23 protein-coding genes and 1 pseudogene are annotated in these 23436 nt (G+C 71.4%); 16 read left to right on the top strand and 8 right to left on the bottom strand.

Annotation, left to right across the window (positions count from 1 at the left end):
• Positions 1–4: 4 nt before the first annotated feature.
• Entirely contained in the window at positions 5–1342 is a 1338-nt protein-coding gene (locus tag ABZZ20_RS04030) for a M14 family metallopeptidase (protein WP_356866472.1), read from the top strand.
• Between the two features lie 108 nt (positions 1343–1450).
• Here the strand turns inward: ABZZ20_RS04030 and ABZZ20_RS04025 are convergent, their stop codons facing one another.
• The gene (locus tag ABZZ20_RS04025) at positions 1451–1861 is read right to left on the bottom strand and encodes a RidA family protein (RefSeq protein ID WP_356866470.1); all 411 of its coding nucleotides are present in this window, start codon (positions 1859–1861) and stop codon (positions 1451–1453) included.
• Positions 1858–2628: an IclR family transcriptional regulator gene (locus ABZZ20_RS04020; RefSeq protein ID WP_356866468.1), complete on the bottom strand. Its 771-nt coding sequence runs from the start codon at positions 2626–2628 to the stop codon at positions 1858–1860. Before ABZZ20_RS04020 ends, ABZZ20_RS04025 begins: the two co-directional genes overlap by 4 nt.
• 171 nt (positions 2629–2799) lie before the next feature.
• Here ABZZ20_RS04020 and ABZZ20_RS04015 point away from each other — a divergent pair, with 171 nt between their 5' ends.
• From ABZZ20_RS04015 to ABZZ20_RS03995, 5 genes are all read left to right on the top strand, one after another.
• A complete protein-coding gene (locus ABZZ20_RS04015) occupies positions 2800–4083 on the top strand; it encodes an alanine racemase (RefSeq protein WP_356866466.1) in 1284 nt (427 codons plus the stop codon).
• A gap of 8 nt (positions 4084–4091) precedes the next feature.
• On the top strand, positions 4092–5660 hold the full coding sequence (locus ABZZ20_RS04010) for a D-aminoacylase (RefSeq protein WP_356866464.1): 1569 nt from the start codon (positions 4092–4094) through the stop codon (positions 5658–5660).
• 31 nt (positions 5661–5691) lie between these two features.
• Positions 5692–6720 carry a YdcF family protein gene (locus ABZZ20_RS04005; protein ID WP_356866462.1) on the top strand — a complete coding sequence of 343 codons (1029 nt, stop codon included), beginning with the start codon at positions 5692–5694 and terminating at the stop codon, positions 6718–6720.
• Between the two features lie 120 nt (positions 6721–6840).
• Positions 6841–7035 (top strand): hypothetical protein, encoded by a 195-nt coding sequence (locus ABZZ20_RS04000; RefSeq protein WP_356866460.1) that lies wholly within the window; start codon positions 6841–6843, stop codon positions 7033–7035.
• 237 nt (positions 7036–7272) lie between these two features.
• The gene (locus ABZZ20_RS03995) at positions 7273–7722 is read left to right on the top strand and encodes a nitroreductase/quinone reductase family protein (protein ID WP_356866458.1); all 450 of its coding nucleotides are present in this window, start codon (positions 7273–7275) and stop codon (positions 7720–7722) included.
• Between the two features lie 72 nt (positions 7723–7794).
• On the opposite strand, the gene ABZZ20_RS03990 is transcribed toward ABZZ20_RS03995, so the two are convergent.
• A complete protein-coding gene (locus ABZZ20_RS03990; protein ID WP_356866456.1) occupies positions 7795–8271 on the bottom strand; it encodes a macro domain-containing protein in 477 nt (158 codons plus the stop codon).
• 186 nt (positions 8272–8457) lie between these two features.
• On the opposite strand from ABZZ20_RS03990, the gene ABZZ20_RS03985 reads away from it, so the two are divergent.
• From ABZZ20_RS03985 to ABZZ20_RS03970, 4 genes are all read left to right on the top strand, one after another.
• On the top strand, positions 8458–9057 hold the full coding sequence (locus ABZZ20_RS03985) for a helix-turn-helix domain-containing protein (protein ID WP_356866454.1): 600 nt from the start codon (positions 8458–8460) through the stop codon (positions 9055–9057).
• On the top strand, positions 9054–9608 hold the full coding sequence (locus ABZZ20_RS03980; protein WP_356866452.1) for a dihydrofolate reductase family protein: 555 nt from the start codon (positions 9054–9056) through the stop codon (positions 9606–9608). Before ABZZ20_RS03985 ends, ABZZ20_RS03980 begins: the two co-directional genes overlap by 4 nt.
• Before the next feature lie 210 nt (positions 9609–9818).
• Positions 9819–11030, top strand: a complete 1212-nt coding sequence (locus ABZZ20_RS03975; RefSeq protein WP_356866450.1) for a pyridoxal phosphate-dependent aminotransferase — start codon at positions 9819–9821, stop codon at positions 11028–11030.
• Positions 11031–11143: 113 nt separating this feature from the next.
• Positions 11144–11548 carry a hypothetical protein gene (locus ABZZ20_RS03970; RefSeq protein ID WP_356866449.1) on the top strand — a complete coding sequence of 135 codons (405 nt, stop codon included), beginning with the start codon at positions 11144–11146 and terminating at the stop codon, positions 11546–11548.
• Between the two features lie 154 nt (positions 11549–11702).
• Here the strand turns inward: ABZZ20_RS03970 and ABZZ20_RS03965 are convergent, their stop codons facing one another.
• The gene (locus ABZZ20_RS03965) at positions 11703–12122 is read right to left on the bottom strand and encodes a hypothetical protein (protein ID WP_356866447.1); all 420 of its coding nucleotides are present in this window, start codon (positions 12120–12122) and stop codon (positions 11703–11705) included.
• Between the two features lie 143 nt (positions 12123–12265).
• On the opposite strand from ABZZ20_RS03965, the gene ABZZ20_RS03960 reads away from it, so the two are divergent.
• From ABZZ20_RS03960 to ABZZ20_RS03945, 4 genes are all read left to right on the top strand, one after another.
• Entirely contained in the window at positions 12266–13360 is a 1095-nt protein-coding gene (locus ABZZ20_RS03960) for a hypothetical protein (protein ID WP_356866445.1), read from the top strand.
• The gene (locus ABZZ20_RS03955) at positions 13357–14544 is read left to right on the top strand and encodes a toxic anion resistance protein (RefSeq protein ID WP_356866443.1); all 1188 of its coding nucleotides are present in this window, start codon (positions 13357–13359) and stop codon (positions 14542–14544) included. Before ABZZ20_RS03960 ends, ABZZ20_RS03955 begins: the two co-directional genes overlap by 4 nt.
• Before the next feature lie 140 nt (positions 14545–14684).
• Positions 14685–16232 carry a VWA domain-containing protein gene (locus tag ABZZ20_RS03950; RefSeq protein ID WP_356867199.1) on the top strand — a complete coding sequence of 516 codons (1548 nt, stop codon included), beginning with the start codon at positions 14685–14687 and terminating at the stop codon, positions 16230–16232.
• A complete protein-coding gene (locus ABZZ20_RS03945) occupies positions 16219–16839 on the top strand; it encodes a hypothetical protein (RefSeq protein WP_356866441.1) in 621 nt (206 codons plus the stop codon). Before ABZZ20_RS03950 ends, ABZZ20_RS03945 begins: the two co-directional genes overlap by 14 nt.
• A gap of 80 nt (positions 16840–16919) precedes the next feature.
• On the opposite strand, the gene ABZZ20_RS03940 is transcribed toward ABZZ20_RS03945, so the two are convergent.
• Entirely contained in the window at positions 16920–18746 is a 1827-nt protein-coding gene (locus ABZZ20_RS03940; protein WP_356866439.1) for a phosphoenolpyruvate carboxykinase (GTP), read from the bottom strand.
• Between the two features lie 308 nt (positions 18747–19054).
• Between ABZZ20_RS03940 and ABZZ20_RS03935 the strand changes: the two genes are divergently transcribed.
• Positions 19055–19675, top strand: a complete 621-nt coding sequence (locus ABZZ20_RS03935; protein WP_356867197.1) for a hemolysin III family protein — start codon at positions 19055–19057, stop codon at positions 19673–19675.
• Positions 19676–19732: 57 nt separating this feature from the next.
• Here the strand turns inward: ABZZ20_RS03935 and ABZZ20_RS03930 are convergent, their stop codons facing one another.
• Together ABZZ20_RS03930 and ABZZ20_RS03925 are read right to left on the bottom strand one after the other, a co-directional pair.
• On the bottom strand, positions 19733–19855 hold the full coding sequence (locus ABZZ20_RS03930) for a hypothetical protein (RefSeq protein ID WP_356866437.1): 123 nt from the start codon (positions 19853–19855) through the stop codon (positions 19733–19735).
• Positions 19856–20015: 160 nt separating this feature from the next.
• A complete protein-coding gene (locus ABZZ20_RS03925; RefSeq protein WP_356866435.1) occupies positions 20016–22076 on the bottom strand; it encodes a thioredoxin domain-containing protein in 2061 nt (686 codons plus the stop codon).
• Positions 22077–22272: 196 nt separating this feature from the next.
• Here ABZZ20_RS03925 and ABZZ20_RS03920 point away from each other — a divergent pair.
• Positions 22273–22347: pseudogene (locus tag ABZZ20_RS03920) on the top strand (Uma2 family endonuclease); the annotation flags it as partial.
• Between the two features lie 209 nt (positions 22348–22556).
• Here the strand turns inward: ABZZ20_RS03920 and ABZZ20_RS03915 are convergent.
• A complete protein-coding gene (locus ABZZ20_RS03915) occupies positions 22557–23360 on the bottom strand; it encodes a DUF4344 domain-containing metallopeptidase (protein ID WP_356866433.1) in 804 nt (267 codons plus the stop codon).
• Between the last annotated feature and the right edge of the window lie 76 nt (positions 23361–23436).

Below are 23436 nucleotides of genomic sequence, written 5' to 3'. Positions count from 1 at the left end.
ACGCATGCGGCTCCACACCCAACGCAGGGCCGCCGTCACGGCGGCCCTGCTCGCTCTCGCGCTCGGCGCACCCGCCTACGGCATGAGCGCGACGGCGGCCCCACCGCCCACACCTTCGACCGCGACCCAGGACGAGGCCATCGGCCAGTACGAGATCCAGGGGCCGGCCACGGCGGCCGAGCGCACCGCCCTGCTGCGCACGGGCGTCTCGATCGACGAGGTCGACGCCCGATCGGTCGTCGTGAGCGCCGACACCCTGCAGGTCAAGACCCTGCGCGCGCTCGGCTACAAGCTCACCGCGCTGCCCGGTCCGCCGGATCGCTCCGAACGGGGCGTCGTCGCGAGCCCGATGGACTTCCCGTCCAAGGACTCGATGTACCACAACTACGCCGAGGCGAACGCCGAGATCGACCAGCGCATCGCGCAGTACCCCTCGATCATGAGCAAGAAGGTGATCGGAAAGTCGTACCAGGGTCGGGACATCGTCGCCATCAAGATCAGCGACAACGTCGCGACCGACGAGAACGAGCCCGAGGTCCTCTTCACGCACCACCAGCACGCCCGCGAGCACCTGACCGTCGAGATGGCGCTCTACCTGCTCAAGGAGTTCGGCTCGAAGTACGGCAGCGACACGCGGGTCACGAACATGGCCAACGCCCGCGAGATCTGGATCGTGCCGGACCTCAACCCGGACGGCGGCGAGTACGACATCGCGACCGGGTCCTACCGCTCGTGGCGCAAGAACCGGCAGCCGAACTCCGGCTCCTCGTACGTCGGCACGGACGAGAACAGGAACTGGAACTACAAGTGGGGCTGCTGCGGCGGCTCCAGCGGCAGCAAGAGCTCCGAGACCTACCGCGGCGCCGCGGCCGAGTCGGCCCCGGAGGTGAAGGTGGTCTCGGACTTCGTCCGCAGCCGCGTGGTCGGCGGAAAGCAGCAGATCACCGCCGCCATCGACTTCCACACGTACAGCGAGCTGGTGCTGTGGCCGTTCGGGTGGACGTACAACGACACGGCGCCGGGCCTGACGGCCGACGACCTCGCCGTGTACAAGACCATCGGCACGAGCATGGCGAACAGCAACGGCTACACGCCGGAGCAGTCGAGCGACCTGTACATCACGGACGGGACGATCGACGACTGGCTGTGGGGCGACCAGAAGATCTTCGCCTACACCTTTGAGATGTACCCGTCCGACACGGGCGGCGGGGGCGGCTTCTACCCGCCGGACGAGGTGATCGACCGCGAGACAGCACGCAACCGCGACGCGGTCCTGCAACTGCTGGAGAACGCGGACTGCATGTACCGCTCGATCGGCAAGCAGGCGCAGTACTGCGTGTGACGGCCCGTCGCACCGGGGCGCCCCACCGCCAGGGGGGCGCCCCACCGCTGCTCCACCGGTCCCGCCGCGCTGTCCCGCTGTCCCGCCGCCCCTGCCGTCCGTCGCCGGCTATCCGAGGACGGCGAGGGCGTCGATCTCGATGAGCAGGCCGGCGGGCAGGCCCACGTACACCGTGGTCCGGGCGGCGGGAGCCTCCTTGAGTCCCTGCTCCTCGAAGTAGGCGTCGTACAGGGCGTTCATCTCGGCGAAGTGCCCGGTGTCCGTCAGGTAGACGCGGATCATCATCACGTCGTCCCAGCTCGCCCCGCCGGCCTCCAGGACGGAGCGGACGTTCTCCAGCGTCTGGAGCGTCTGCTCGCGCAGCGTCGGCCCGGCGGGGGTGGGTGCCCGGCCTTCGACGTGCGGGAGGAAGCCGACCTGGCCGGCGACCTGGAGGATGTTCCCCTTGCGCACGCCGTGCGAGAACGTCGCCGGGGGCGTGGTGTGGCTGTCGGGCGTGACGGCCGTCTTCTCGGTCATGCGGGGTCCTCGTCCTTCGTCTGCGGTGCGGCGCCGGAGCAGTCCCGGCTGATGGCGTCGGCGGTGTGCCGTACCTGCGGCAGTAGTTCGAGCAGCCCGTCCGCGTCGACCACCACCGTGGGCGCGGAGACGGAGAGCGCCGCGACGACCCGCCCGTCGGGGCCGTACACGGGTGCCGCGAGGCAGTTGAGGGACTCCTCGTGGCCGCCGAAGTCGGTGGCCCAGCCCCGGTCCCGTACGACGGCCAGCTCGCGGAGGAAGGCCGCCGCGTCCGGGGTGGAGCGCGGGGTGTGGCGGGGGTAGTCGATCCGCTCGGCGAGGCTGCGGCGCTCGGCCTCGGGCAGGTCGGCGACCAGGACCTTCGCGACGGCGGCGACGGTGAGCGGGACGGGCCTGCCGATGCGGGAGTACATGCGCACCGGATAGCGGCTGTCGACCTTGTCGATGTACACGACGTCGTCGTCCTGGTGGAGAGCGAGGTGGACGGTGTGGCCCGTGGCCCGGTTCAGCTCGACGAGGTGCGGGTGCGCGACGTCCCGGACGTCGAGGTTCTCGACGGCTTCGGCGGCCAGCGCGAAGAGCCGGGCGCCGAGCCGGTAGCGGCCGTCGGCCTGCCGGTAGACGAGGCCGTGCTCGTGCAGGGTGCGCAGCAGTCGTAGGGCCGTGCTCTTGTGGACGGCGAGCTCCTCGGCGACCTCGCCGAGGCCGGCCGGCCCCTTGGCCAGTACGGGCAGGATGCGCAGCGCCCGCTCCACCGACTGGCTCACGCCGCGTCCTTCCGTCCGGTCCGCCCGCCACCACCCGTCGCCCACCCGCCGGAACCGGGTGGAACCCGCGGGCACGGCCGGGCGTTGACCCGTCGTCACCGGAGATGTTAGACAGCAGCCAGCACATCCCGCAACGCACGTTGCGCAGAGCGCAACGCTAGGAGGATCCGTATGGGCAGCGCCGACGCAGTCCGCAGGCTGGCCGACGAAAGGGTCGACCACCGCTTCAAGGGCCTGCCCCCGGACGCCGAGCGCGCCGCCCTGACCGTCGGCCGGCTCGCGGAGCAGCGGCGCGACCTGTACAGCGGTGGGTTCACCACCCCCGTCCTCACCCTCGACGCCGAGGCGTTGGAGCACAACCTCACGGCACTGGGCGCGTACGCCGCCCGCCACCACCTCGCGTTCGCCCCGCACGGCAAGACCTGCATGGCCCCGCAGCTCTTCCACCGCCAGCTGGAACACGGGGCGTGGGGCATCACCGCGGCCGTCCCCCACCAGGCCCGTGTCTACCGCGCCTTCGGTATCGAGCGGATCTTCCTCGCCAACGAGCTCGTCGACCCGGCCGCCCTGCACTGGGTGGCCGACGAGCTGGCCGCCGACCCCGCCTTCCGCTTCGTCTGCTACGTCGACTCGGTGCGCGGCGTCGAGCTCATGGACCGGGCCCTCGCGGGCCGCGGCGCGGTCGTCGACGTCGTCGTCGAGCTCGGGGCCGGAGAGGGCGCCCGTACCGGAGCGCGGACCGACGACGACTGCCGCGCCGTCGCCGACGCCGTCGCCCGGGCCGCCTCCCTGCGTCTGGTCGGCGTCGCCGGGTACGAGGCGGAGGTCCCCGGCGCGGACCCGGAGTCCGTCCACGCCTACCTGCGCCGGATGACCGCCCTGGCCGTCGAGTTCGACAAGGCCGGCCGGTTCGCCCCGGACCTGGAGGAGATCGTCGTCAGCGCCGGCGGCTCCGCCTGGTTCGATGCCGTCGCGGACGTCTTCGCCGAGCTGCCGGAGCTGTCGCGGCCTGTGCTGCGACTGCTGCGCTCCGGGGCGTACGTCTCCCACGACCACGGCTGGTACACCCGCCTGACCCCCTTCAACCGCGTCCCCGAGGAGGGTGGCCTGCGCCCGGCCTTCCGGCTGTGGACCCAGGTCGTCTCCCGGCCGTCCCCCACCCAGGCCTTCGTCAACGCCGGCAAGCGCGACATCGCCTACGACCTGGGCCTGCCCGAGGTCGAGCTGGTCCGCGACGCCCTCACCGGCGAGGAACGCCCCGCCACCGGCGTCCGCGTGGTCAAGCTGTCCGACCAGCACGCCTGGCTGGAGACCGACTCCGCCGATGACGTGAACGTCGGCGACTGGGTGGCGCTCGGCATGTCCCACCCCTGCACGATCTTCGAGAAGTGGCCGCTGATTCCGGTCGTCGAGGCCGACGGCACGGTGACCGACTACGTCCGCACCTTCTTCTAGCCGCGCCGGTGGACCTGGTCGTCCGCGGGGCCCGCGTCGTCGACGGCACGGGCGGGCCCTCGTACACCGCCGACGTGGGCGTCCACGAGGGTCGGATCGCCGAGATCGGCCGGATCCGCTCGGGCGGCCTCCGGAACATCGACGCGCACGGCCTGGCCCTGGCCCCGGGCTTCGTCGACATGCACGCGCACAGTGACCTCGCCCTGTTGCACGACCCGGACCACAGTGCGAAGGCCGCCCAGGGCGTGACCCTCGAAGTCCTCGGCCAGGACGGGCTCTCGTACGCCCCCGTCGACGACCGCACCCTCGCCGAGGTGCGGGCCGCCATCACCGGCTGGAACGGCCCCGGCGAGGACGCCGACTTCACCTGGCGGGACGTGGCCGGCTACCTGGCCCGGCTCGACCGGGGCGTCGCCGTCAACGCCGCGTACCTCGTCCCGCAGGGCACCGTACGGGCGTACGCCCTCGGCTGGGACGACCGTCCCGCGACCCCCGCCGAACTGGACCGGATGCGCACGCTCGTCGCGGAGGGGCTCGCGCAGGGCGCGGTCGGCATGTCCTCGGGGCTCACCTACACCCCCGGGATGTACGCGTCCGGCGCCGAACTGGGCGAGCTGTGCCGCGTGGTGGCCTCGTACGGCGGCTACTACTGCCCGCACCACCGCTCGTACGGGCGCGGCGCGCTCGATGCGTACGCCGAAATGGTCGGACTGGCCCGGGAAGCGGGCTGCGCGCTCCACCTCGCGCACGCCACCATGAACTTCCGCGAGAACCAGGGCCGCGCCCCCGAGCTGCTCGCCCTGCTGGACGCGGCACTGGCGGGCGGCGCCGACATCACCCTGGACAGCTACCCGTACACCCCCGGCTGCACCACCCTCGTCGCGCTGCTGCCCAGTTGGGCGGGCGAGGGCGGCCCCGAGGCGGTGCTCGCACGCCTGCGCGACGACGCCGAGGCCGAGCGGATCCGGTACGCGCTGGAGGTGACCGGGGCCGACGGCTGCCACGGGGTCCCGGTCGACTGGTCGACGATCGAGGTCTCGGGGACGGCGGACCCCGCGTTCGGCGGGTACGTCGGCACCCGCCTGCACGACTGGGAGGGCGCCCGACGGCTGCTGGTGCAGGACCGGTTGGGGCCGACGATCCTCCAGCACGTCGGGCACGAGGAGAACGTCCGGGCGATCATGCGCCACCGCGTGCACACCGGCGGCTCCGACGGCATCCTGCGCGGCGCGAAGCCGCACCCGCGGGCGTACGGCACGTTCCCCCACTACCTCGGCCACTACGTCCGCGAGCTCGGGGTGCTCTCCCTGGAGGAGTGCGTGGCCCATCTGACCGGCCGTCCGGCGGCCCGACTGCGCCTGCCCGACCGGGGGGTGGTGCGCACGGGGCACCGCGCCGATCTCGTCCTCTTCGATCCGGAGACGGTCGCGGCGGGATCGACGTACGAGAACCCGCGGACCCCGCCGACCGGTATCCCGTACGTCCTGATCGACGGTCGGTTCGTGATGCGGGACGGCCGCAGGACCGACGTCCTGGCGGGACGGTCGGTCCGCAGGACGCCGCACCAGGGCCGCTGAGCGTTCATCGGGCGCACCTACCATGATCCGCATGCTCGCCTTCGTCCCCGCCGCGTTCGCCTTCGCGCCCGCCGCGCTCTTCTTCGTCCTCTTCTGCGTGAGCGTGCGCACGGACCGGCGACGCTTCCGGAACGCGGTCCTCCTTGGCCTGACCTCAGTCTTCGCCTCCCTCGGCCTGATGTTCCTGATCCCGGGGCTGCCGTCGCCGCTCGGCGTGATCGCACTGATGTTGATCTTCCTGGTGCCCACGCTCGGGCCGCTCGCACTCGGCTGCTTCCTGATCGGCAACGGCCTGACGATGGTCCGCAAGGAGGGCCGCAGCCCGGCCAACCTGCTGTCCTTCGCGGCGGGCGTCGGGATATTCGCGCTGATCGCCCTGGTCCTCGGGGCGGCCGGCTGGGGATCGCAGGCCTTGAACGTGCTGGTGGCGGGACTGGTACTGCTGGTGGGCTACGTCTCCTTCGTCTTCCTGTGCTTCCTCGCCTACGCCTATCTGTACGGGCGGATCAGGGTGCGCGGCGACGTCGACTACGTGGTGGTCCTGGGCTCCGGTCTCATCGGCGGCGAGCGGGTGCCCCCGTTGCTGGCCTCCCGCCTGGAGAAGGGCCGGCAGATCCACGCCGCTCAGGTGGCCCGCGGCGGCCGGGTGCCGCTGCTGCTGACCTCGGGCGGTCAGGGGCCGGACGAAAAGCTCCCGGAAGCGCGGGCGATGGCGGACTGGCTGATCGCACAGGGCGTGCCGGAGGAGGACGTACGGCTGGAGGATCGTTCCCGCACGACGGAGGAGAACCTCGTCTTCAGTCGCACGATCATGCGGGACGGCGACCCCGACTACCGGTGCGTGGTCGTCACCAACAACTTCCACGCCTTCCGCGCCGCGATGATGGCCCGCAAGGCCGGAGTGAACGGGCAGGTGCTGGGTTCTCCGACGGCCCGGTACTACTGGCCGAGCGCCACCCTGCGCGAGTTCGTGGCGGTCTTCTGGGAGCACAGGACGGTCAACCTCGGCATCTGTGCCGGGATCGTCGCCCTGACGGCGCTGGGGGCGGTCGCCGCGTAGCAGCGCCGCCGGTCGGCCCGGTTCCGGCGTCCTGCCCGGGGCCGGCGGGGCGCCGAAGTGCGTTCATGGGGCCGCCGCCGGAGGATGGGGGAATCGGGGGGCATTCAGAGGAGGTAACCGATGGACAGTGATGCGGACCAGCAGCGCGAACCCGCCGACCGTCCGGTCAAGCTCTGGACGGGCGGGGAGCGGCCCTACGACCCCGAGGACCTCGTCATGGCGACGGGCGCCGACCCGACTCCGGAGCGGGTCGAAAAGGCCCGGAAGCTGATCGAGAAGGAAGGCCCGACGGTCATCGAGCGCTACCTCCCCTAGCGGGGGCGGCGACGCCGTACGGACGCTGCTGACGGACCCCCGGCGCGGGCGGCCCGCGCCGGGGGTCCGCGCGGGTCGGAGGTCTGCCCGGGCGGGGGTCCGCGCGGGTTCGGCCCGCCGGACAGAACCTCGGACGACCGGGCCGGGACCCGGGACCCGCCCGGGGTTGAGCGGCCGCATCCAGAATCGGCGAAGGATCGTTAAGCCTCGCGGGGGGCCCGACTCGGAGGCACCGCCATGCAGACGATCAGCATCGACTGGGACAACCCCACCGACCCGAAGCCACCCCTGGCCCGCGACCACGTACGCGACTACGTGGCCACCGGCGGTCTCGACGGCCACCTCTGGCACGGGGTCCGTACGCTCCTGCTCACCACGCTCGACCGCACCACGGGCCGCACCGCCCGCACCCCCCTGATCCACATCGAGGACGGGAACCGGCTGGTCGTCGTCGCGGCCGACTGGGGCGCCCCGTGTCACCCCCGCTGGTACCGGAACCTCACCGGGCACCCGGAGGTCCGGGTCCAGGTCGGCCCGAAGGTCTTCGCCGCCACGGCCCGGACGGCGCGGCGGCACGAGCGGGAGGCGTACTGGCCCGCGCTGACGGGTCTGTGGCCCGCCTTCGAGGACTACCAGGAGCACGCGGGCCGCGAACTGCCGCTGGTCATCCTGGAGCGGTCGGCGTAGGCGGTCCGTCCCGACGAACGACCGTCGCGGCGCCCGTCGGGGCGGTCCCTCGGGTGCCGCCCCGACGGCCGTTCACGCGTGGTCGTAGACGGTCACCACCACGCCCCGCGCGCACAGCGTGCGAGTGATCAGCGGCTCGATGCGCGGCCACGTGCCGCCCGCCAGGCCGCAGCCGATGCGCGGCATGTGGACCGAGGCGCCCCGCTCGACCGCGTGCTCGGTCAGCGCTGCCAGGCAGCGCTCCACCGCGTCGTAGCGGATCGGGACGCCCCCGCTGTCGGTGCGTATTCCGCGCTGGCCCACCATGTTGGCGACCCAGGTGTCCTCCTCGACCTGCACCAGGCGGACGGCGCCCAGCCCGTAGTCGTTGCCCGCGCGGCCCCGGTGCCAGGCCCGGAAGTCCGCCTCGGGCTCCGGCCAGCGCCTGGAGAGGGCGAGCACGAAGCCCTTACCCCAGCCGCCGATGTCGTTGCACAGGTGCGCGATGATCTTCGGCCCCTTGGCCTGCGGGCCGGTCGCGTCCCCCGTGAGGATCCTCAGCCGTTCCATGATCCGCCCCTCTCCCCAGCCCACGACCTTAAGGGCGACCACTGACATTGATACTCGTAGCGGGCTCTGGTGGTCGTGGCTCTGCCACTGACTGACAGCGACGCCGACGAGACCCCCGGCGGCAGCCCGGGTCTGATTTAATGAATGAACAGTCATTCATTAATGGGCCAGTGAGGCGGCGACACGATGGCAGGACGCCCCCGGGGCATCGACGACACCGCGATCCTCCGGGCCGCCGTGGACGTCATGGGCCGCACCGGACCTGCCGGGCTGACCCTGGCCGCCGTGGCGCGCGAGGTCGCACTGGTGCCCGGGACGCTCGTGCAGCGCTTCGGCTCCAAGCGCGGCATGCTGCTCGCGCTGGCGGAGCAGGGCGTGCGGGACGCCGAGCGGCTCGTCGGGCACGTCCGCGCAGCACACGACTCCCCCCTCGACGCGCTCGACGCGCTGGTCACCGCCACCTGGAGCGCGGTCGAAACCCCCGAGGCCTACGCCCACCACCTGGCGTTCCTCTGCGCCGACCTCTCGGACCCGGAGTTCCACCGGCTCGCGCTCGCCGTCCAGCAGGCCCAGGCGGCTGCCGTCCACGCGCTGCTGGACGAGGCGGGGCAGGCCGGCGAGCTCCGCCCCGGCACCGACGTGGCCGCACTCGCCGCGGCCGTGCGGGCGGCGGTCGCGGGAGCGGGGCTGCTGTGGGCCGTGGACCGCGAGGGGGCTCTCGCGCAGCGCCAGCGCGCCGCGGTCGCCGCCGCCCTGGCCCCGTACCGACGAGAGGACATCCGATGAACGACCGCAACGACCGCACCTTCCGTACCGCCACCACCGTCGGCATCAGCCTGGACGGGTACATCGCCCGCCCGGACGGGGACGTCGAATGGCTCACCGCGCGGGGCGCGGAGGCTGGGGACACGGGCTACGAGGCGTTCATGGCCGGGATCGACACGCTGGCGCTGGGCCGCAACACCTACGAGAAGGTCCTGACCTTCGGATTCTGGCCGTACGAGGGCAAGCGCGTGGCGGTCCTCAGCACCCGGCTGGTCACCGACGACCCGCGCATCACCGTCCACCGGACCCTGGACGAGCTGCTGGCCGAGCTCGTCGCACAGGGCGCGGAGCGCGTCTACGTGGACGGCGGCGCGCTTGTCCGGACCTTCCTGCGGGAGGGGCTCCTGGACGAGCTGACGGTCACCACGGCTCCGGTGCTCCTCGGCTCGGGCCTGCCCCTCTTCGGCCGGCTGGACGCGGACGTCGACCTCCGTCTGGTCGCTGCCAGGACCCTGGACGCGGGCTTCACACAGGCGACGTACGCCGTCCTCGGGCCGGGCTCACGCGGATGACGCGCACGGCCCCGGGGTGACGAGCGCAACACCCCAGACCGCCTGGCATCGCGCCCCATCCATTCCGTAGGCCGGAGCGCCACGGCGGCCCCCGTTTCCAAGGGCGGACCGCACCGACGCCCTCGGATCACTCGAAACGGGACATATCCCTTTCTCGTTCCCGGCTCGAATGTCGAGGCGGGGCCACTGTCGGGCCCGTAAGCTCCCGTTATGCAGGTGATCCAGTCAACGAAACTCGCCAATGTCTGCTACGAGATCCGCGGCCCCGTGCTCGAAGAGGCCATGCGACTCGAAGCAGCAGGTCATCGCATCCTCAAGCTCAATACCGGCAACCCCGCGGCCTTCGGCTTCGAGTGCCCGCCGGAGATCCTTGAGGACATGCTCCGCAACCTGGGCACCGCCCACGGGTACGGGGACGCGAAGGGGCTGCTCTCCGCGCGCCGCGCGGTCATGCAGCACTACCAGACCAAGGGCATCGAGCTGGACGTCGAGGACATCTACCTCGGCAACGGCGCTTCCGAGCTGATCCAGATGTCGATGCAGGCGCTGCTCGACGATGGTGACGAGGTGCTGGTGCCGGCGCCGGACTACCCGCTGTGGACCGCCTCCGTGTCGCTGGCCGGCGGCACCGCCGTGCACTACCGCTGCGACGAGCAGTCCGACTGGATGCCGGACCTCGCCGACATCGAGCGCAAGGTCACCGACCGCACCCGCGCCATCGTGATCATCAACCCGAACAACCCGACCGGCGCCGTCTACGACGACGAAATGCTGCGCGGCCTCACGGACATCGCGCGCCGCCACAACCTGGTCGTCTGTTCGGACGAGATCTACGACCGGATCCTCTTCGACGGCGCCACGCACACGAACACCGCCGCGATCGCTCCGGACCTGCTGACCCTGACCTTCAACGGGCTCTCCAAGAACTACCGCGTCGCCGGCTACCGGGCCGGCTGGATGGCGGTCTGCGGCCCCAAGAAGCATGCGTCCTCGTACATCGAGGGCCTGACGATCCTGGCCAACATGCGGCTGTGCGCGAACATGCCCTCGCAGCACGCCGTAGCGACCGCCCTCGGTGGCCGGCAGTCCATCGAGGACCTGGTCCTGCCCGGCGGGCGGCTGCTGGAGCAGCGCGACACGGCGTACGACCTGCTCACCCAGATCCCCGGCATCACCTGCGTGAAGCCCCAGGGCGCGCTGTACCTCTTCCCGAGGCTCGACCCGGCCGTCTACAAGATCAAGGACGACCGCCAGATGGTCCTCGACCTGCTGCGGGCCGAGAAGATCATGGTGGTCCACGGCACGGGCTTCAACTGGCCCGAGCCCGACCACTTCCGCATCGTCACGCTGCCGAACGCCACGGACCTGGCGGACGCGGTGACCCGGATCGGCACGTTCCTGGACGGATACGGTCAGCCGTAGCCGCGCCTTCGGCGTCCGTGCCGGATTCAGCACAAGATTCGACTCAAGATTCAGCACAACTTTAGAACCGATCCAATGTAGGATGGCCTCCTGACCACGCAGGAGGCCACCTCATGTACGAGCCGATCCGCACCAAGTCGGTCGTCCACCGTGTGGGCGGCCACCACGGCGACAACCGCGCCGGCTACCCCCGGAGCAGCCGCGCCGAAGCCCTGGACAGCCAGCTCGCCGGACACCTGGCAGCCCTGCTCGCCGTCACCGACGAGCTCGGCCTCGACGGTGCGGCTACCCGCATCGCCGCCCAGGTGGCGCGGCTGCGCGGCACCGAGCCCGCCCGGGCGCCGCACACCGACGTCGCCGACCCCGCAGCCCTGCACCAGCGGGCCCATGACCTCGCCGGCCGCGCGCTGGTCGTCGCCGCGTCCCGCGCCGACACCACCGTCGCGATCCTCGCCGCCGAGCGCATGGACGCCCACGCCGCCGCCCTGGCCTCCCAGAACCTGGCCGGCAGCCACTGATCGGCCCCGGTCCGGGGCCGCGGAGGCCCCGGACCGGGTGCCACGCCCCGACGGGGAGCCGAACGGGACAACCCGGGCGAGGCCCGCCCGCGCCCTGGCCAACGACCCCGGCCAACGGCCAACGGCGCCGGCCACGGCCCGCGAAGCAGTCGGGCTACGGGGCGGGCGTGAACTCCGCCCCCGCCACCCCGCACCACGGCACCGTCGCGGCCGGCCACACGGGCCCGACCGCCTCGGCGTGCTCCGTCGCACCCGGGGCCACGCCCGGAACCTTCACCAGCGCCTGGGCCACCCGCTCCCCCGGCTCCGGATCGCGACTCTCGCGGAACTCCACCGTGACGACGTACGCGCCGACGCCCGCGGGCCGCCCCGCCACCTCCACCGACGCCGCCACGCGCCGGCTCCCGGCGTCCACACGGCAGCCGGTGACCCGTACGTCCTGCGCCGCGTCCCGCGACGACGCTGCACCCGGCTCGCCGCTGGCCCACACGTACAGGCCCAGCGGGGCGAACACCAGCAGGCCGGCCAGGACCGTCAGGCCGGCAAGCCAGCCCTGCCACTTCAACGCGCTCACGCCCATGGCACGATCCTCCCGGCCCACCGCCCCACCTACCAGCACCCACCGATCCACACAGCATTTCGAAGTGGGACCGCCTGGACACCTGACGTTCATTCAACGGGGCGCGGAATGTGGGTTTCCGTGAGCACGCTGCACCCGTGAGACGCATCCTAGGAATCGCCCTGGCGGTCCTTCTCCTCGGCGGCGTGACGGCCGTCGCGCTCCTCGGGAAAAAGACCCCCACCACGGCAACGAAGACCGTGAAAGTGAAAGGCGTCATCGGATCCGAGAAGTCGGAATTCTTCCGCGATCCCGACGTCGTCAAGGCCCTGGCCGACAAGGGCTACACCGTGCAGACGGAGACCTCCGGCTCCTGGGCGATGGACCAGCTCGCCCTCAAGGAATTCGACTTCGCCTTCCCCGGCAGCAGCGAGCCGGCCCCGGAGATCGAGGCCGCGGCCGGTGTCAAAGGCGCCCAGACCACCAAGCCGTTCTTCTCCCCGCTCGTGGTCATCGCCCGTTCCAACGCCGCCAAGGTGCTCGCCGACAACGGCCTCGCCAGACTGACCGGCAAGAATGCCGGAACCCTCCTCATGGGCCCCTACCTCAAGGCCGCCGACGAGAAGCGCGGCTGGCAGCAGTTGTCCGGCTCCGCCGCTTACGCCGAACTGACCGGCACCGTGTTCATCAAGACCACCGACCCCGCGACCTCCAACTCCGGAGCGCTCTTCCTGGCCGCCACCTCCAACGTCGCCAACGGCAGCAACGTGGTCTCCGACCAGGCCGGGATCGACCGCACCGCGCCCCTGATGCAGAAGCTGATCTCCGTCCAGGGCGCCCTGGAACCGAGCACCGACGACCCCTTCCGGGCCTTCATCTCCGGCAGCGGAGAACCGCTCATCCTCGCGTACGAGTCCCAGGTGGCCTCCCTGCTCCAGCAGAAGCAGGCTCCGGCCGACATGGTGGTCCTCTACCCGGACACCACCGTCAACTCCCCGCACACCTTCGTGCCGATCAGCGAGAACGCCAAGGAGCTCGGCTCCCTCCTCGCCACCGACCCGAAGCTGCGCCAACTGGCCGTCCGCCACGGGTTCAGGCCACAGAACGGTGTGGCCGAGTTCACCGCGGCCACCGCCTCGCACGCCGCGTACCTCAACCCGGAACTGACCGGCATCCGCCAGGTCAGCGCACCCACCGTCAAGATCCTCATGGCGCTGGCCGCGCGCGCCAAGGGTGAGGGGACCACGCCATGACTCTGACACCACCCGAGGAGAGCCCGCTCGTCCTCACCGCTCCCGAGCCCGTCGCCCCCGTCGCACGGGAGCAGGCCTCGGGCCTCGTGCCGCTCCAGGACGGGGTGCGCGAGGAGATGGCCCGCCGGGCCGGGGAGTACGTCGGCTCGCTCACCGGGATCGACACCCGCTCCCCCGAGTTCGCGAGCCGCATCGGCGAGGTCTCCGCGCTCGGCGCCGCCGACATCCGCAGCGCCGCCCAGCAGTCCAACCGGATGCTGGAGCGATCCGTGCGCTCCCTCGGCTCCGGAGGGGGCGGCGACGCCCAGGCCCGTGTCGCGGGCTCGCTGGTCGAGCTGCGCCGCACCGTCGAGGACCTCGACCCGCGCGACACTCCGGCCAAGGGGGTCCGGGGGCTCCTGGCGAAACTGCCGGGCGGCAACAAGTTCCGCGACCACGTGGCCGCGTACGCGTCCTCGCAGACCACCCTCAACAAGATCGTGGGCGCGCTGCGCAGCGGCCAGGACGAACTGCGCCGCGACAACGCGGCCCTGCACACCGAACGGGCACGCCTGTGGGAGACCATGGGCAAGCTCCAGGAGTACGCGGTGCTCACCGAGGCCCTGGACGCGGCCGTCGAGCAGCGGATCGCCGAGGCCGAGGGCACCGACCCGCAGCAGGCCGACGCGATGCGCGCCGACCTCCTCTTCCCGGTCCGCCAGAAGCGTCAGGACCTGCTGACCCAGTTGGCGGTGTGCGCGCAGGGCTACCTCGCCATGGACGTGGTCCGACGCAACAACGACGAGTTGATCAAGGGGGTTGACCGGGCGGCCACCACCACCGTCTCCGCGCTGCGGATCGCCGTGATGCTGGCCTCGGCGCTCGACCACCAGGGCAAGGTGATCGCACAGGTCAACTCCCTGCGCGACACGACCGAGGACCTGATCCGGGGCAACGCGCAGATGCTGTCCACGCAGAGCGGGGAGATCCAACGGATCGCCGCCGACCCGGCCGTGGGGGCCGAGACGCTGCGGACCGCGTTCGCGCAGATCTACCGGACGCTGGACGCGATCGACACCTTCAAGGTGCAGGCCACCGAGAACATGGCCGCCACCGTGGAGTCCCTGACCACGGAACTGCAGGCGGCATCGGCCCGTCTGGCCCGGACCCGCACCTCCGGTGCGCTCGAAGGAGGGACCCAGTGAGGGGCATCGGAACTCACCGGGCCGCGACACACCGGGCCCCGACGCACGAGGCCGCGACGCACCGGGCGGACCGCCGGGCCGGGGCCGCCGGCGCGCAGGGTCTGCGGCGGGCACTGTTCGCCGGCCTCGCCCTCGTCACCCTGGCGGGGGCGACGGCCTGCACCTCGGACGGGCCCGCGGGGCCTGCGGAGTCGACGTACCGGGCGGGCAGGCTGCGGGTACTGGCCTCCAGCGAACTGGCCGACATGGAACCGGTGCTGAAGGCCGCCAAGGCCGCCACCGGGGTCAGCGTCGAGCTCACCTGGTCCGGCACCCTGGACGCGGTCGAACAGGTCGCCTCCGGGAAGGCCGACGGCAGGTACGACGCGATCTGGCTGTCCTCCAACGACTACCTGCGGCTGCGCCCCGAGGCGACCGGGAAGCTCAGCAGCGAGACCCCGGTGATGTCCTCGCCCGTCGCCCTCGGCGTACGGCCGGACGCGCTGGCCCGGCTCGGCTGGAAGCCCGAGGAGGTCACCTGGTCGGCGGTGCACGAGGCCGTCGCCGCCGGGAAGTTGACGTACGGGATGACGGACCCGGTGCGCTCCAACTCGGGGTTCTCGGCGCTGGTCTCGGTGGCCTCCGGGCTGTCGGGGGCGCAGGCGGCGCTGACCGACGCGGACGTGCTGACGGCCCGGCCCAAGCTGAAGGAGTTCTTCGCCGGGCAGAAGCTGACCTCGGGCTCCTCGGGCTGGCTGGCCACCGCGTACGCCAAGCGCGGGGACGTGGACGCGCTGGTGAACTACGAGTCGGTGCTGCTGTCCGTGAACCGGGACGCGAAGACGAACCTGACGGTGGTCCGGCCGCGCGACGGGGTGCTCACCGCCCACTACCCGCTGACCCTGCTGACCTCGGCACCTCCCGGGGCCCGCGAGTCGGGGCGGGCCCTGACGGAGTACCTGCGCGGTGCCGAGGCGCAGAAGGCGATCACGGAGAAGACCTTCCGCCGGCCCGTCGCGGCCGGGGTGGCGCCGGCGGCCGGGCTGAACGCGGACAAGCGGCGGGAGCTGCCGTTCCCGGGCACCCGGTCGGTCGCCGACGGCCTGCTCGCCTCGTACGAGAACGAGCTGCGCCGGCCCTCGCGCACGGTGTACGTGCTGGACACCTCGGGCTCGATGGCCGAGGAGGACCGCATCGGCCGACTGCGGGCGGCGCTCACCGAGCTGACGGGAACGGGCAGTTCGGGGACCGGCCGGCGGTTCCGGGACCGCGAGGAGGTGACGCTGCTGCCCTTCGGCGACAAGGTGAAGGGGGTGCTGACGCACGTCGTCGAGCCGGGCGATCCGGGGCCTGCGCTGGAGGCGATCCGGAGCGATGTGAAATCGCTCCGGCCGGCGGGCGGAACCGCCGTGTACGGCAGCCTGAAGGCGGCGTACGAACACCTGGGGAAGGGCACCGCGGACGCGTTCACCTCGATCGTGCTGATGACGGACGGGCAGAGCGGCGACAAGGCGAAGGACTTCGAAACCTTCTACGCCGGGCTGCCGGACGCACAGCGGCACACGCCCGTCTTCGCAGTGCTGTTCGGGGACTCGGACCGCAAGGAGCTCGGCCGCATCACCGAACTGACCGGCGGGCGACTGTTCGACGCCACCGCCGGAAACGGTTCGCTGGACGGAGCCTTCGAGGAGATCCGTGGCTACCAGTAGGACGCCCGGCACGGGGCTCCTCGGCTACCTGGAGTCGAGGAAGAACCTGGCCGGAGGCGTGTGCGGGATCGTCGGGCTGGGCCTGACCCTCACCGGGGCTGCGGGCACGTACTGGCCGCTGGTGGTGGCCGGGCTGTACGGGGCGGGCGCGCTGATCGCCCCGCCGGAGCGGCCGGACCCGCCCCGGCCGGGTGGGCCCACCGAGAAGCTGAACGTCGTGCGCGACCGGTTCGGGCGGCTGCGGGAGTACCTGGCCGAGGTGGAACTGCCGGCTCCGGCCGAGGGCCGGCTCGCGAAGCTGATGGAGCTGTACGGGGCGCTGCTGGAGCCGGGGTGGGTGGCCGATGCCCTGGCCGCCGAACCGGATGCGGTGCACGCACTGTCGCGGGCGATCGAACAGGACGTGCCGGAGTGCGTGGACACGTACAACCGGACCCGCTGGTGGACCCGGCTCACCCCGGGCGGTGAATCGCCGGAACGTCATCTGGAGCGGCAGCTGTCCCTGCTGTACGAGGAGGGGGAACGCGTGACGGCGGACCTCCGAGAAACGGAGGCCCGCCGTCAGCAGACGCACACGACCTATCTGGAGGAGCGCGGACGCTCCTGACGGACAAGGCCGGTGCTGCGGTGGGAACCGCTTGGTCGGGGGCTCCCACGATCATGTGCCCGGTGTCCGGGCAGGCTCGGTCAGCCCAGGCGCTCGACGAGCGCGTGGTACTGGTCCCACAGCTCCTTCGGAGTGTGGTCGCCGTAGGTGTTCAGGTGCTCGGGGACCAGGGCGGCCTCCTCGCGCCAGACCTCCTTGTCGACGGTGAGGAGGACGTCCAGGTCCTCGGCCGGGATGTCCAGGCCGTCGGTGTCGAGGGAGTCCTTGGTCGGCAGGATGCCGATGGGGGTCTCGACGCCCTCGGCCTTGCCGTCGAGGCGCTCGACGATCCACTTCAGGACGCGGCTGTTCTCGCCGAAGCCCGGCCACACGAACTTGCCCGCGTCGTTCTTGCGGAACCAGTTCACGTAGTAGATCTTCGGGAGCTTCGCGGCATCGGCGCTCGCGCCGACCTTGATCCAGTGGGCCATGTAGTCGCCCATGTTGTAGCCGCAGAACGGCAGCATGGCGAAGGGGTCGCGGCGCAGCTCGCCGACTTTGCCCTCGGCGGCGGCGGTCTTCTCGGAGGCGATGTTCGAGCCGATGAAAACGCCGTGGTTCCAGTCGAAGGACTCGGTCACCAGCGGTACTGCGGAGGCGCGGCGGCCACCGAAGAGGATCGCGGAGATCGGGACGCCCTTGGGGTCCTCCCACTCCGGGGCGATCGTCGGGCACTGCGAGGCCGGAACGGCGAAGCGGGCGTTGGGGTGGGCCGCCGGGGTCTCGGACTCCGGGGTCCAGTCGTTGCCCTTCCAGTCGATGAGGTGGGCGGGAGTCTCCTCCGTCATGCCCTCCCACCAGACGTTGCCGTCGTCGGTGAGCGCGACGTTGGTGAAGACGGTGTTCGCGTACATCGTCTTCATGGCGTTGGCGTTGGTGTGCTCGCCGGTGCCGGGGGCGACGCCGAAGAAGCCGGCCTCCGGGTTGATCGCGTAGAGGCGACCGTCCGCGCCGAAGCGCATCCAGGCGATGTCGTCGCCGATGGTCTCGACCGTCCAGCCGGGGATCGTGGGCTCCAGCATGGCGAGGTTGGTCTTGCCACAGGCGGACGGGAACGCGGCGGCAATGTACGTGGGGGCCTCACCCTGCGGCGGGGTGAGCTTGAGGATCAGCATGTGCTCGGCCAGCCAGCCCTCGTCGCGGGCCATGACGGACGCGATGCGCAGGGCGTAGCACTTCTTGCCGAGCAGGGCGTTGCCGCCGTAGCCCGAACCGTACGACCAGATCTCGCGGGTCTCCGGGAAGTGCGAGATGTACTTGGTGGTGTTGCACGGCCACGGCACGTCGGCCTGGCCCTCGGCGAGCGGAGCGCCGAGGGTGTGGACGGCCTTGACGAAGAAGCCGTCGGTGCCGAGCTCGTCGAGGACGGGCTTGCCCATGCGGGTCATGGTGCGCATGGCGACCGCGACGTACGCGGAGTCGGTGATCTCGACGCCGATCGCGGAGAGCTCGGAGCCGAGGGGTCCCATGCAGAAGGGGACGACGTACATCGTGCGGCCCTTCATGGAGCCGCGGAAGATGCCCTTTTCTCCCGCGAAGATCTCCTTCATCTCCGCCGGGGCCTTCCAGTGGTTGGTCGGGCCCGCGTCCTCCTCCTTCTCGGAGCAGATGAAGGTCCGGTCCTCGACGCGCGCGACGTCGGACGGGTCGGAGGCGGCGTAGTACGAGTTGGGGCGCTTGGTCTCGTCGAGCTTCTTGAACGTGCCCTTGGCGACGAGCTCCTCGCACAGGCGCTCGTACTCGGCCTCGGTGCCGTCGCACCAGACGACCTGGTCCGGCTCGGTCAGGGCAGCGATCTCCTCCACCCAGGCCATCAGGCCCTGGTGGTTCGTCGGGACGGAAGTGGGAGCCGCGTTGTCGCGCGCCACGATTGCTCCTTGTTGAGGGGTGTGTTTGGTGTATGCCCCGTGGGGGCTGCGACCCGGACGACTTCGCGCTCCGCTCATCCGGTGCCGACCGCACTCATCTGATCATCCGGTGGATGTGCGCATATGTCCAGAGGGCCTCTCACGTGAGCATCGCCACTCCCGTCAATCTTCCGTAAAGCGCACTAACGGAAACCTACGGACCCGTAGGTAGCATGGCAGCCATGACTTCTGACGCCCCCGCCGTGCCGGACGAGGCCTCCGCCACCACCGAGCCGGTGGCACTCCCGGCACCGGAAGCCAAGCCGCTGATGCGCGGCTGGCTGCACACCGGGATGTTCCCCGCCGTGGTCGTCGCGGGCCTGGCACTGATGACCTTCACCGAGTCGACCCGGGCCCGGGTCGCGTGCGGGGTGTACGTCCTCACGGCCTGCCTGCTGTTCGGCGTCAGCGCGGTGTACCACCGCGGCACCTGGGGCCCCCGGGGCGAGGCCATCCTGCGGCGTCTCGACCACGCCAACATTTTCCTGATCATCGCAGGGACATATACCCCGCTCACCGTGCTACTCCTCCCGCCCTCCACCGGACGGACGCTCCTGTGGGCCGTCTGGATCGCCGCCGCGGCCGGGATCGCCTTCCGCGTCTTCTGGGTCGGCGCACCGCGCTGGCTCTACACCCCGTGCTACATAGCGATGGGCTGGGCGGCGGTCTTCTTCCTCCCCGACTTCCTGCGCACCGGCGGCATCGCCGTCCTGGTCCTGGTGATCGTCGGCGGCCTGCTCTACAGCGTGGGCGGCGTCATCTACGGCATGAAGCGCCCGAACCCCTCGCCGCGCTTCTTCGGCTTCCACGAGGTCTTCCACTCGCTGACGCTGGCCGCCTTCGTGGCCCACTACGTCGGCATCTCGCTCGCCGCCTACCAGCACGCGTGACGCGAGGGGGTCGCAGGGCCACTGCGACCCCGCGACCCCGCGGCCGGAGGGAGCCGGCTAGCAGGCGCGGCCGTCGCCGTCAGGGTCGAGGCGCAGCGGGTCGCTTCCGTTGACCTTCATGCGCTGCGGGTACTGGTGGGAGGCCAGCCAGTCGCAGCGGGCCTCCGTCGTCTCCTTCACCTGCACCGGGAACCTCGTCGGGACGCAACTGTTGACCGTCCCCAGTGACTTCCGAAGACACGAGATTAGGCAGTGCAGGTGAAACTCAGGCACTGCGCAGATAAGAACCACGTTTCCGAACTGGCCGCAGGGGAACCGAATTGACGGCACTCCGCCAGGTTCAGGGGCGAACCGTGCCCAGCTGTGCCGCCAACTCGACCGGTTCTGTCGTAGGTCGCGCGCAGACGAAATGACGACACACGTACGCCGCGGAACGGTCGCGTACAAGTGTGCGATCGGCCAGGAGGGGGAACTCGCCTCCGCTGCCGTCGGCCGCCCGCGGCAGACCGACCGCCACGACGGCCCCGGGGGCCGTCCCCAACAACGCCGTCCGGTGCAGCTCGGCCCGCGCCGGATCCTCCGCACGGCCCACCACCGCCACCTCGCGGGGTCCGTCGAGCAGCGCCTCGGCGACCGCGAGGCCGTGCCCGATGAAGCGCGGGGCACGCGGACCCAGCGCGTGCACCACCCCGAGCGCCCGCTCGGCCGCCGTACGGTGCGCCTGCGACCCGGTGTGCGCGGCGTACGAGAGCAGCGCGCCGGCGGCGGCCGTCCAGCCGGAGGGGGTGGCGGTGTCGGTCGGGTCCTGGGGCCGGCGGATGAGCTGCTCGGCGTCGTGCGCGGTGTCGTAGAGGGACCCGTCCTCGGCCGTGAACTGGTCCAGGACCAGATCGACGAGGAACCCGGCGAACTCCAGCCACACCCCCTCGCCGGTCACGGCCGCCAGCGCGAGGAAGCCCTCGGCCACGTCGCCGTAGTCCTCCAGCACCCCGACATTCGCCCCGACGTGCCCGTCCTTGCTGGTCCTGGCCAGCCGCGCCCGGCCGTCCATGTGTACGCGGACCAGCAGGTCCGCGGCCTCGGTGGCCCGCTCGACCAGGTCGGGCCGGTCGAAGTACGCCCCGCACTCGGCGAGCGCGGCGATCGCCAGGCCGTTCCAGGCGGCGACGATCTTGTCGTCGCGGCCGGGCGCTGGCCGCTCGGCGCGGGCGGCGAGCAGCCTCCGCCGGACGTCGGCGATCTTCTCGGCGTCCACGACGGGCCCGTCCTGCGGCAGCTGGAGCACCGACGTGCCGTGCTCGAAGGTCCCCTCCTGCGTCACCCCGAAGTACGCGGTGGCCAGGGCCCCGTCGTCCTCGCCGAGCACCTCGACCAACTGTGCGGGCGTCCACGCGTAGTACGCCCCCTCCACGTGCTCGCCGGTCAGCGGGTCCTCACTGTCGGCATCGAGCGCGGAGGCGAAGCCGCCCTCGGTGGTGCGCAGCTCGCGGACCATGAAGTCGGCGCTCTCCAGCGCGACGCGCCGCGCAAGGTCCGAGCCGGTGGCCCGCCACAGGTGCGCGTACACCCGGCACAGCAGGGCGTTGTCGTAGAGCATCTTCTCGAAGTGAGGTACCAAAGGTCCACCACTCCTCGGCGTGAGTACGTACCGGTGGAAGCCGCCTCCCACCTGGTCGTACAGGCTCGAACGAGCCATCGCGTCGCACAGCCCCTCTGCCATCTCCAGCGCCGCCACGGAACCGGCACGCGCGTGGCGGCGCAACAGGAACTCGACCACCATCGACGACGGGAACTTGGTGTCTCCCGAGAACCAGCCGCTCGCGGGGTCGATGTCCCGGGTCAGCTGGAGGAGCGCCAGGGCCTGAGTCTCCTCGGTGGGCACCCCTGCGGATGCGATGCTCAGCTCCCGCTCGGCAAGGTCCCTGGTGATCTTCGCGGCGACTTCGCCCACCTCGTCGCGTCGACTCGTCCACGCGCTGTGGACGCCTTCGAGTACCTGCCGGAAGGACGGCATCCCATGGCGGGGCTCCGGCGGGAAGTACGTGCCGAAGTAGAACGGCTCCCCGTCCGGCGTCATGAAGACGGACATGGGCCAGCCGCCCTGTCCCGTGGCGGCCTGCACCGCCTCCATGTAGACGGCGTCCACGTCGGGCCGCTCCTCGCGGTCCACCTTGACGGACACGAAGTGCTCGTTCATGTACGCGGCTGCCGCCTCGTCCTCGAAGGACTCGTGCGCCATGACATGGCACCAATGACACGCAGAGTAACCCACCGACAGCAGAACGGGTACATCGCGCCGTTTCGCTTCCTCGAACGCCTCGGGCCCCCACGGCCACCAGTCGACCGGATTGTCAGCGTGCTGAAGCAGATAAGGCGAGGTCACACCAGCCAACCGGTTCATACGCCCCAGCCTCTCACAACGGCTGGCTCGACCGACGAAACCCTCACGAGCCCACCCCGCTTGGCTGAATCGCGCTTGTGAGCCATCACGTGGTGGCCGAGTCCATCCGCTCCGAGTCGGGCGACCCGGCACCTCGGAACAGCAGGGCGGGCGCAGCAGCGCCGGACCTACCGAGGCTCCTCCAAGGAGGTACGCCATGACCGCCGAGATGGTGGCGCCCGCGTGGATGCATTCGCAGATCAGCGCGGAACAGTACGACTCCTGGTCCGAGCGCTTGCTCCTGGTGAGGGACCAGACGAAGCAGATCGCCGGAATCATCACCCTCGCGGCCGTGGCCGCCGAGTACGGTGCCACGGCCCGGCCGTTCCTACTCATCGGCGACCTCGATCGGCAGCTGCGCCAGGTCATCTCGGAAGCCGGGCCGGGCGTACCGGCCCGGCCTCGTTCCAGCCGGCCTCCATGCTGAGCACCACCGGGGCGTCACTTGAGCAACGGCGCCAGGTCGCGGACCCATGCGTCGCGGACCTCGGGCCAGGTGGGGGCGCAGCCCCGGGTACGGGCGGCCAGGTCGGGGTGGCGGTCGGGGGCGGCGCCGTGCAGGAGGCACAGGTGGGCGGCGGCCCGGGCGGCGGGCGGGGCGTGCTCGTCACGGTCGGGGTCGGCGGGGTCCGCGGGGTCGGCGGGGTCGGCGGGGTCGGCGGGGTCGGCGGGGTCCGCGGGGTCGGCGGGGTCGGCGGCCGTGAGCTCGTACTCTTCGGCGGCGGTGCGGAGCCTGCGCTCGCCCTCCGGGCCCTCGCGCAGCAGCATCAGCGCGGCGAACCGGTCGGCGGCGTCCTCCTCGGCGCGTTCCGTGCCCACCGGCAGGTCGAGTGCGTCGACGAGGGCGTGACCGGCCTCGTGGTAGAGCGTCTCGACCGCGACGGCGGCGACCTCCTCGTCCGCCGGGCGGCGGCCGGCCCGTTCGAACAGGTCCCGCTCCTGTGCCAGGTCGTCGTAGCAGAGCTCGATCCGCCGGGACCGGGCGTCGTAGCCGGAGCCCTCCCCGGCGCAGGACCGGGCGAGAACGGTGACCTCGTACGGGAGGGCGAGGTAGGCGTTGAGGGCGTCGGCCGTCCGTTCCGGCAGCTTCCGTTCGCGCAGGAAGCGGGCGTGCGGGGCGTCGGCGGCAACCGCGTCCTCGTAGCGCACCACGAACCCCCGTGCGGGTGGAGGCGGTTCATCACATCCGCCGACCGCCAGCAGCATCATCCCGGTCAGCACTGCGATCCCCCGCCGTCGACTCATCCCTCCAGCCTAGAACGTACATATATGCATGTGGGCGACCGAAGATGACCCAACTCCCTCTGATCTAGCTCAGATT

The sequence above is a fragment of the Streptomyces sp. NPDC006430 genome (assembly GCF_040612395.1).
Lineage (GTDB): Bacteria > Actinomycetota > Actinomycetes > Streptomycetales > Streptomycetaceae > Streptomyces.
Note: the sequence above shows the minus strand (reverse complement) of the source record. Positions and strands in the feature narration are given on the sequence as shown.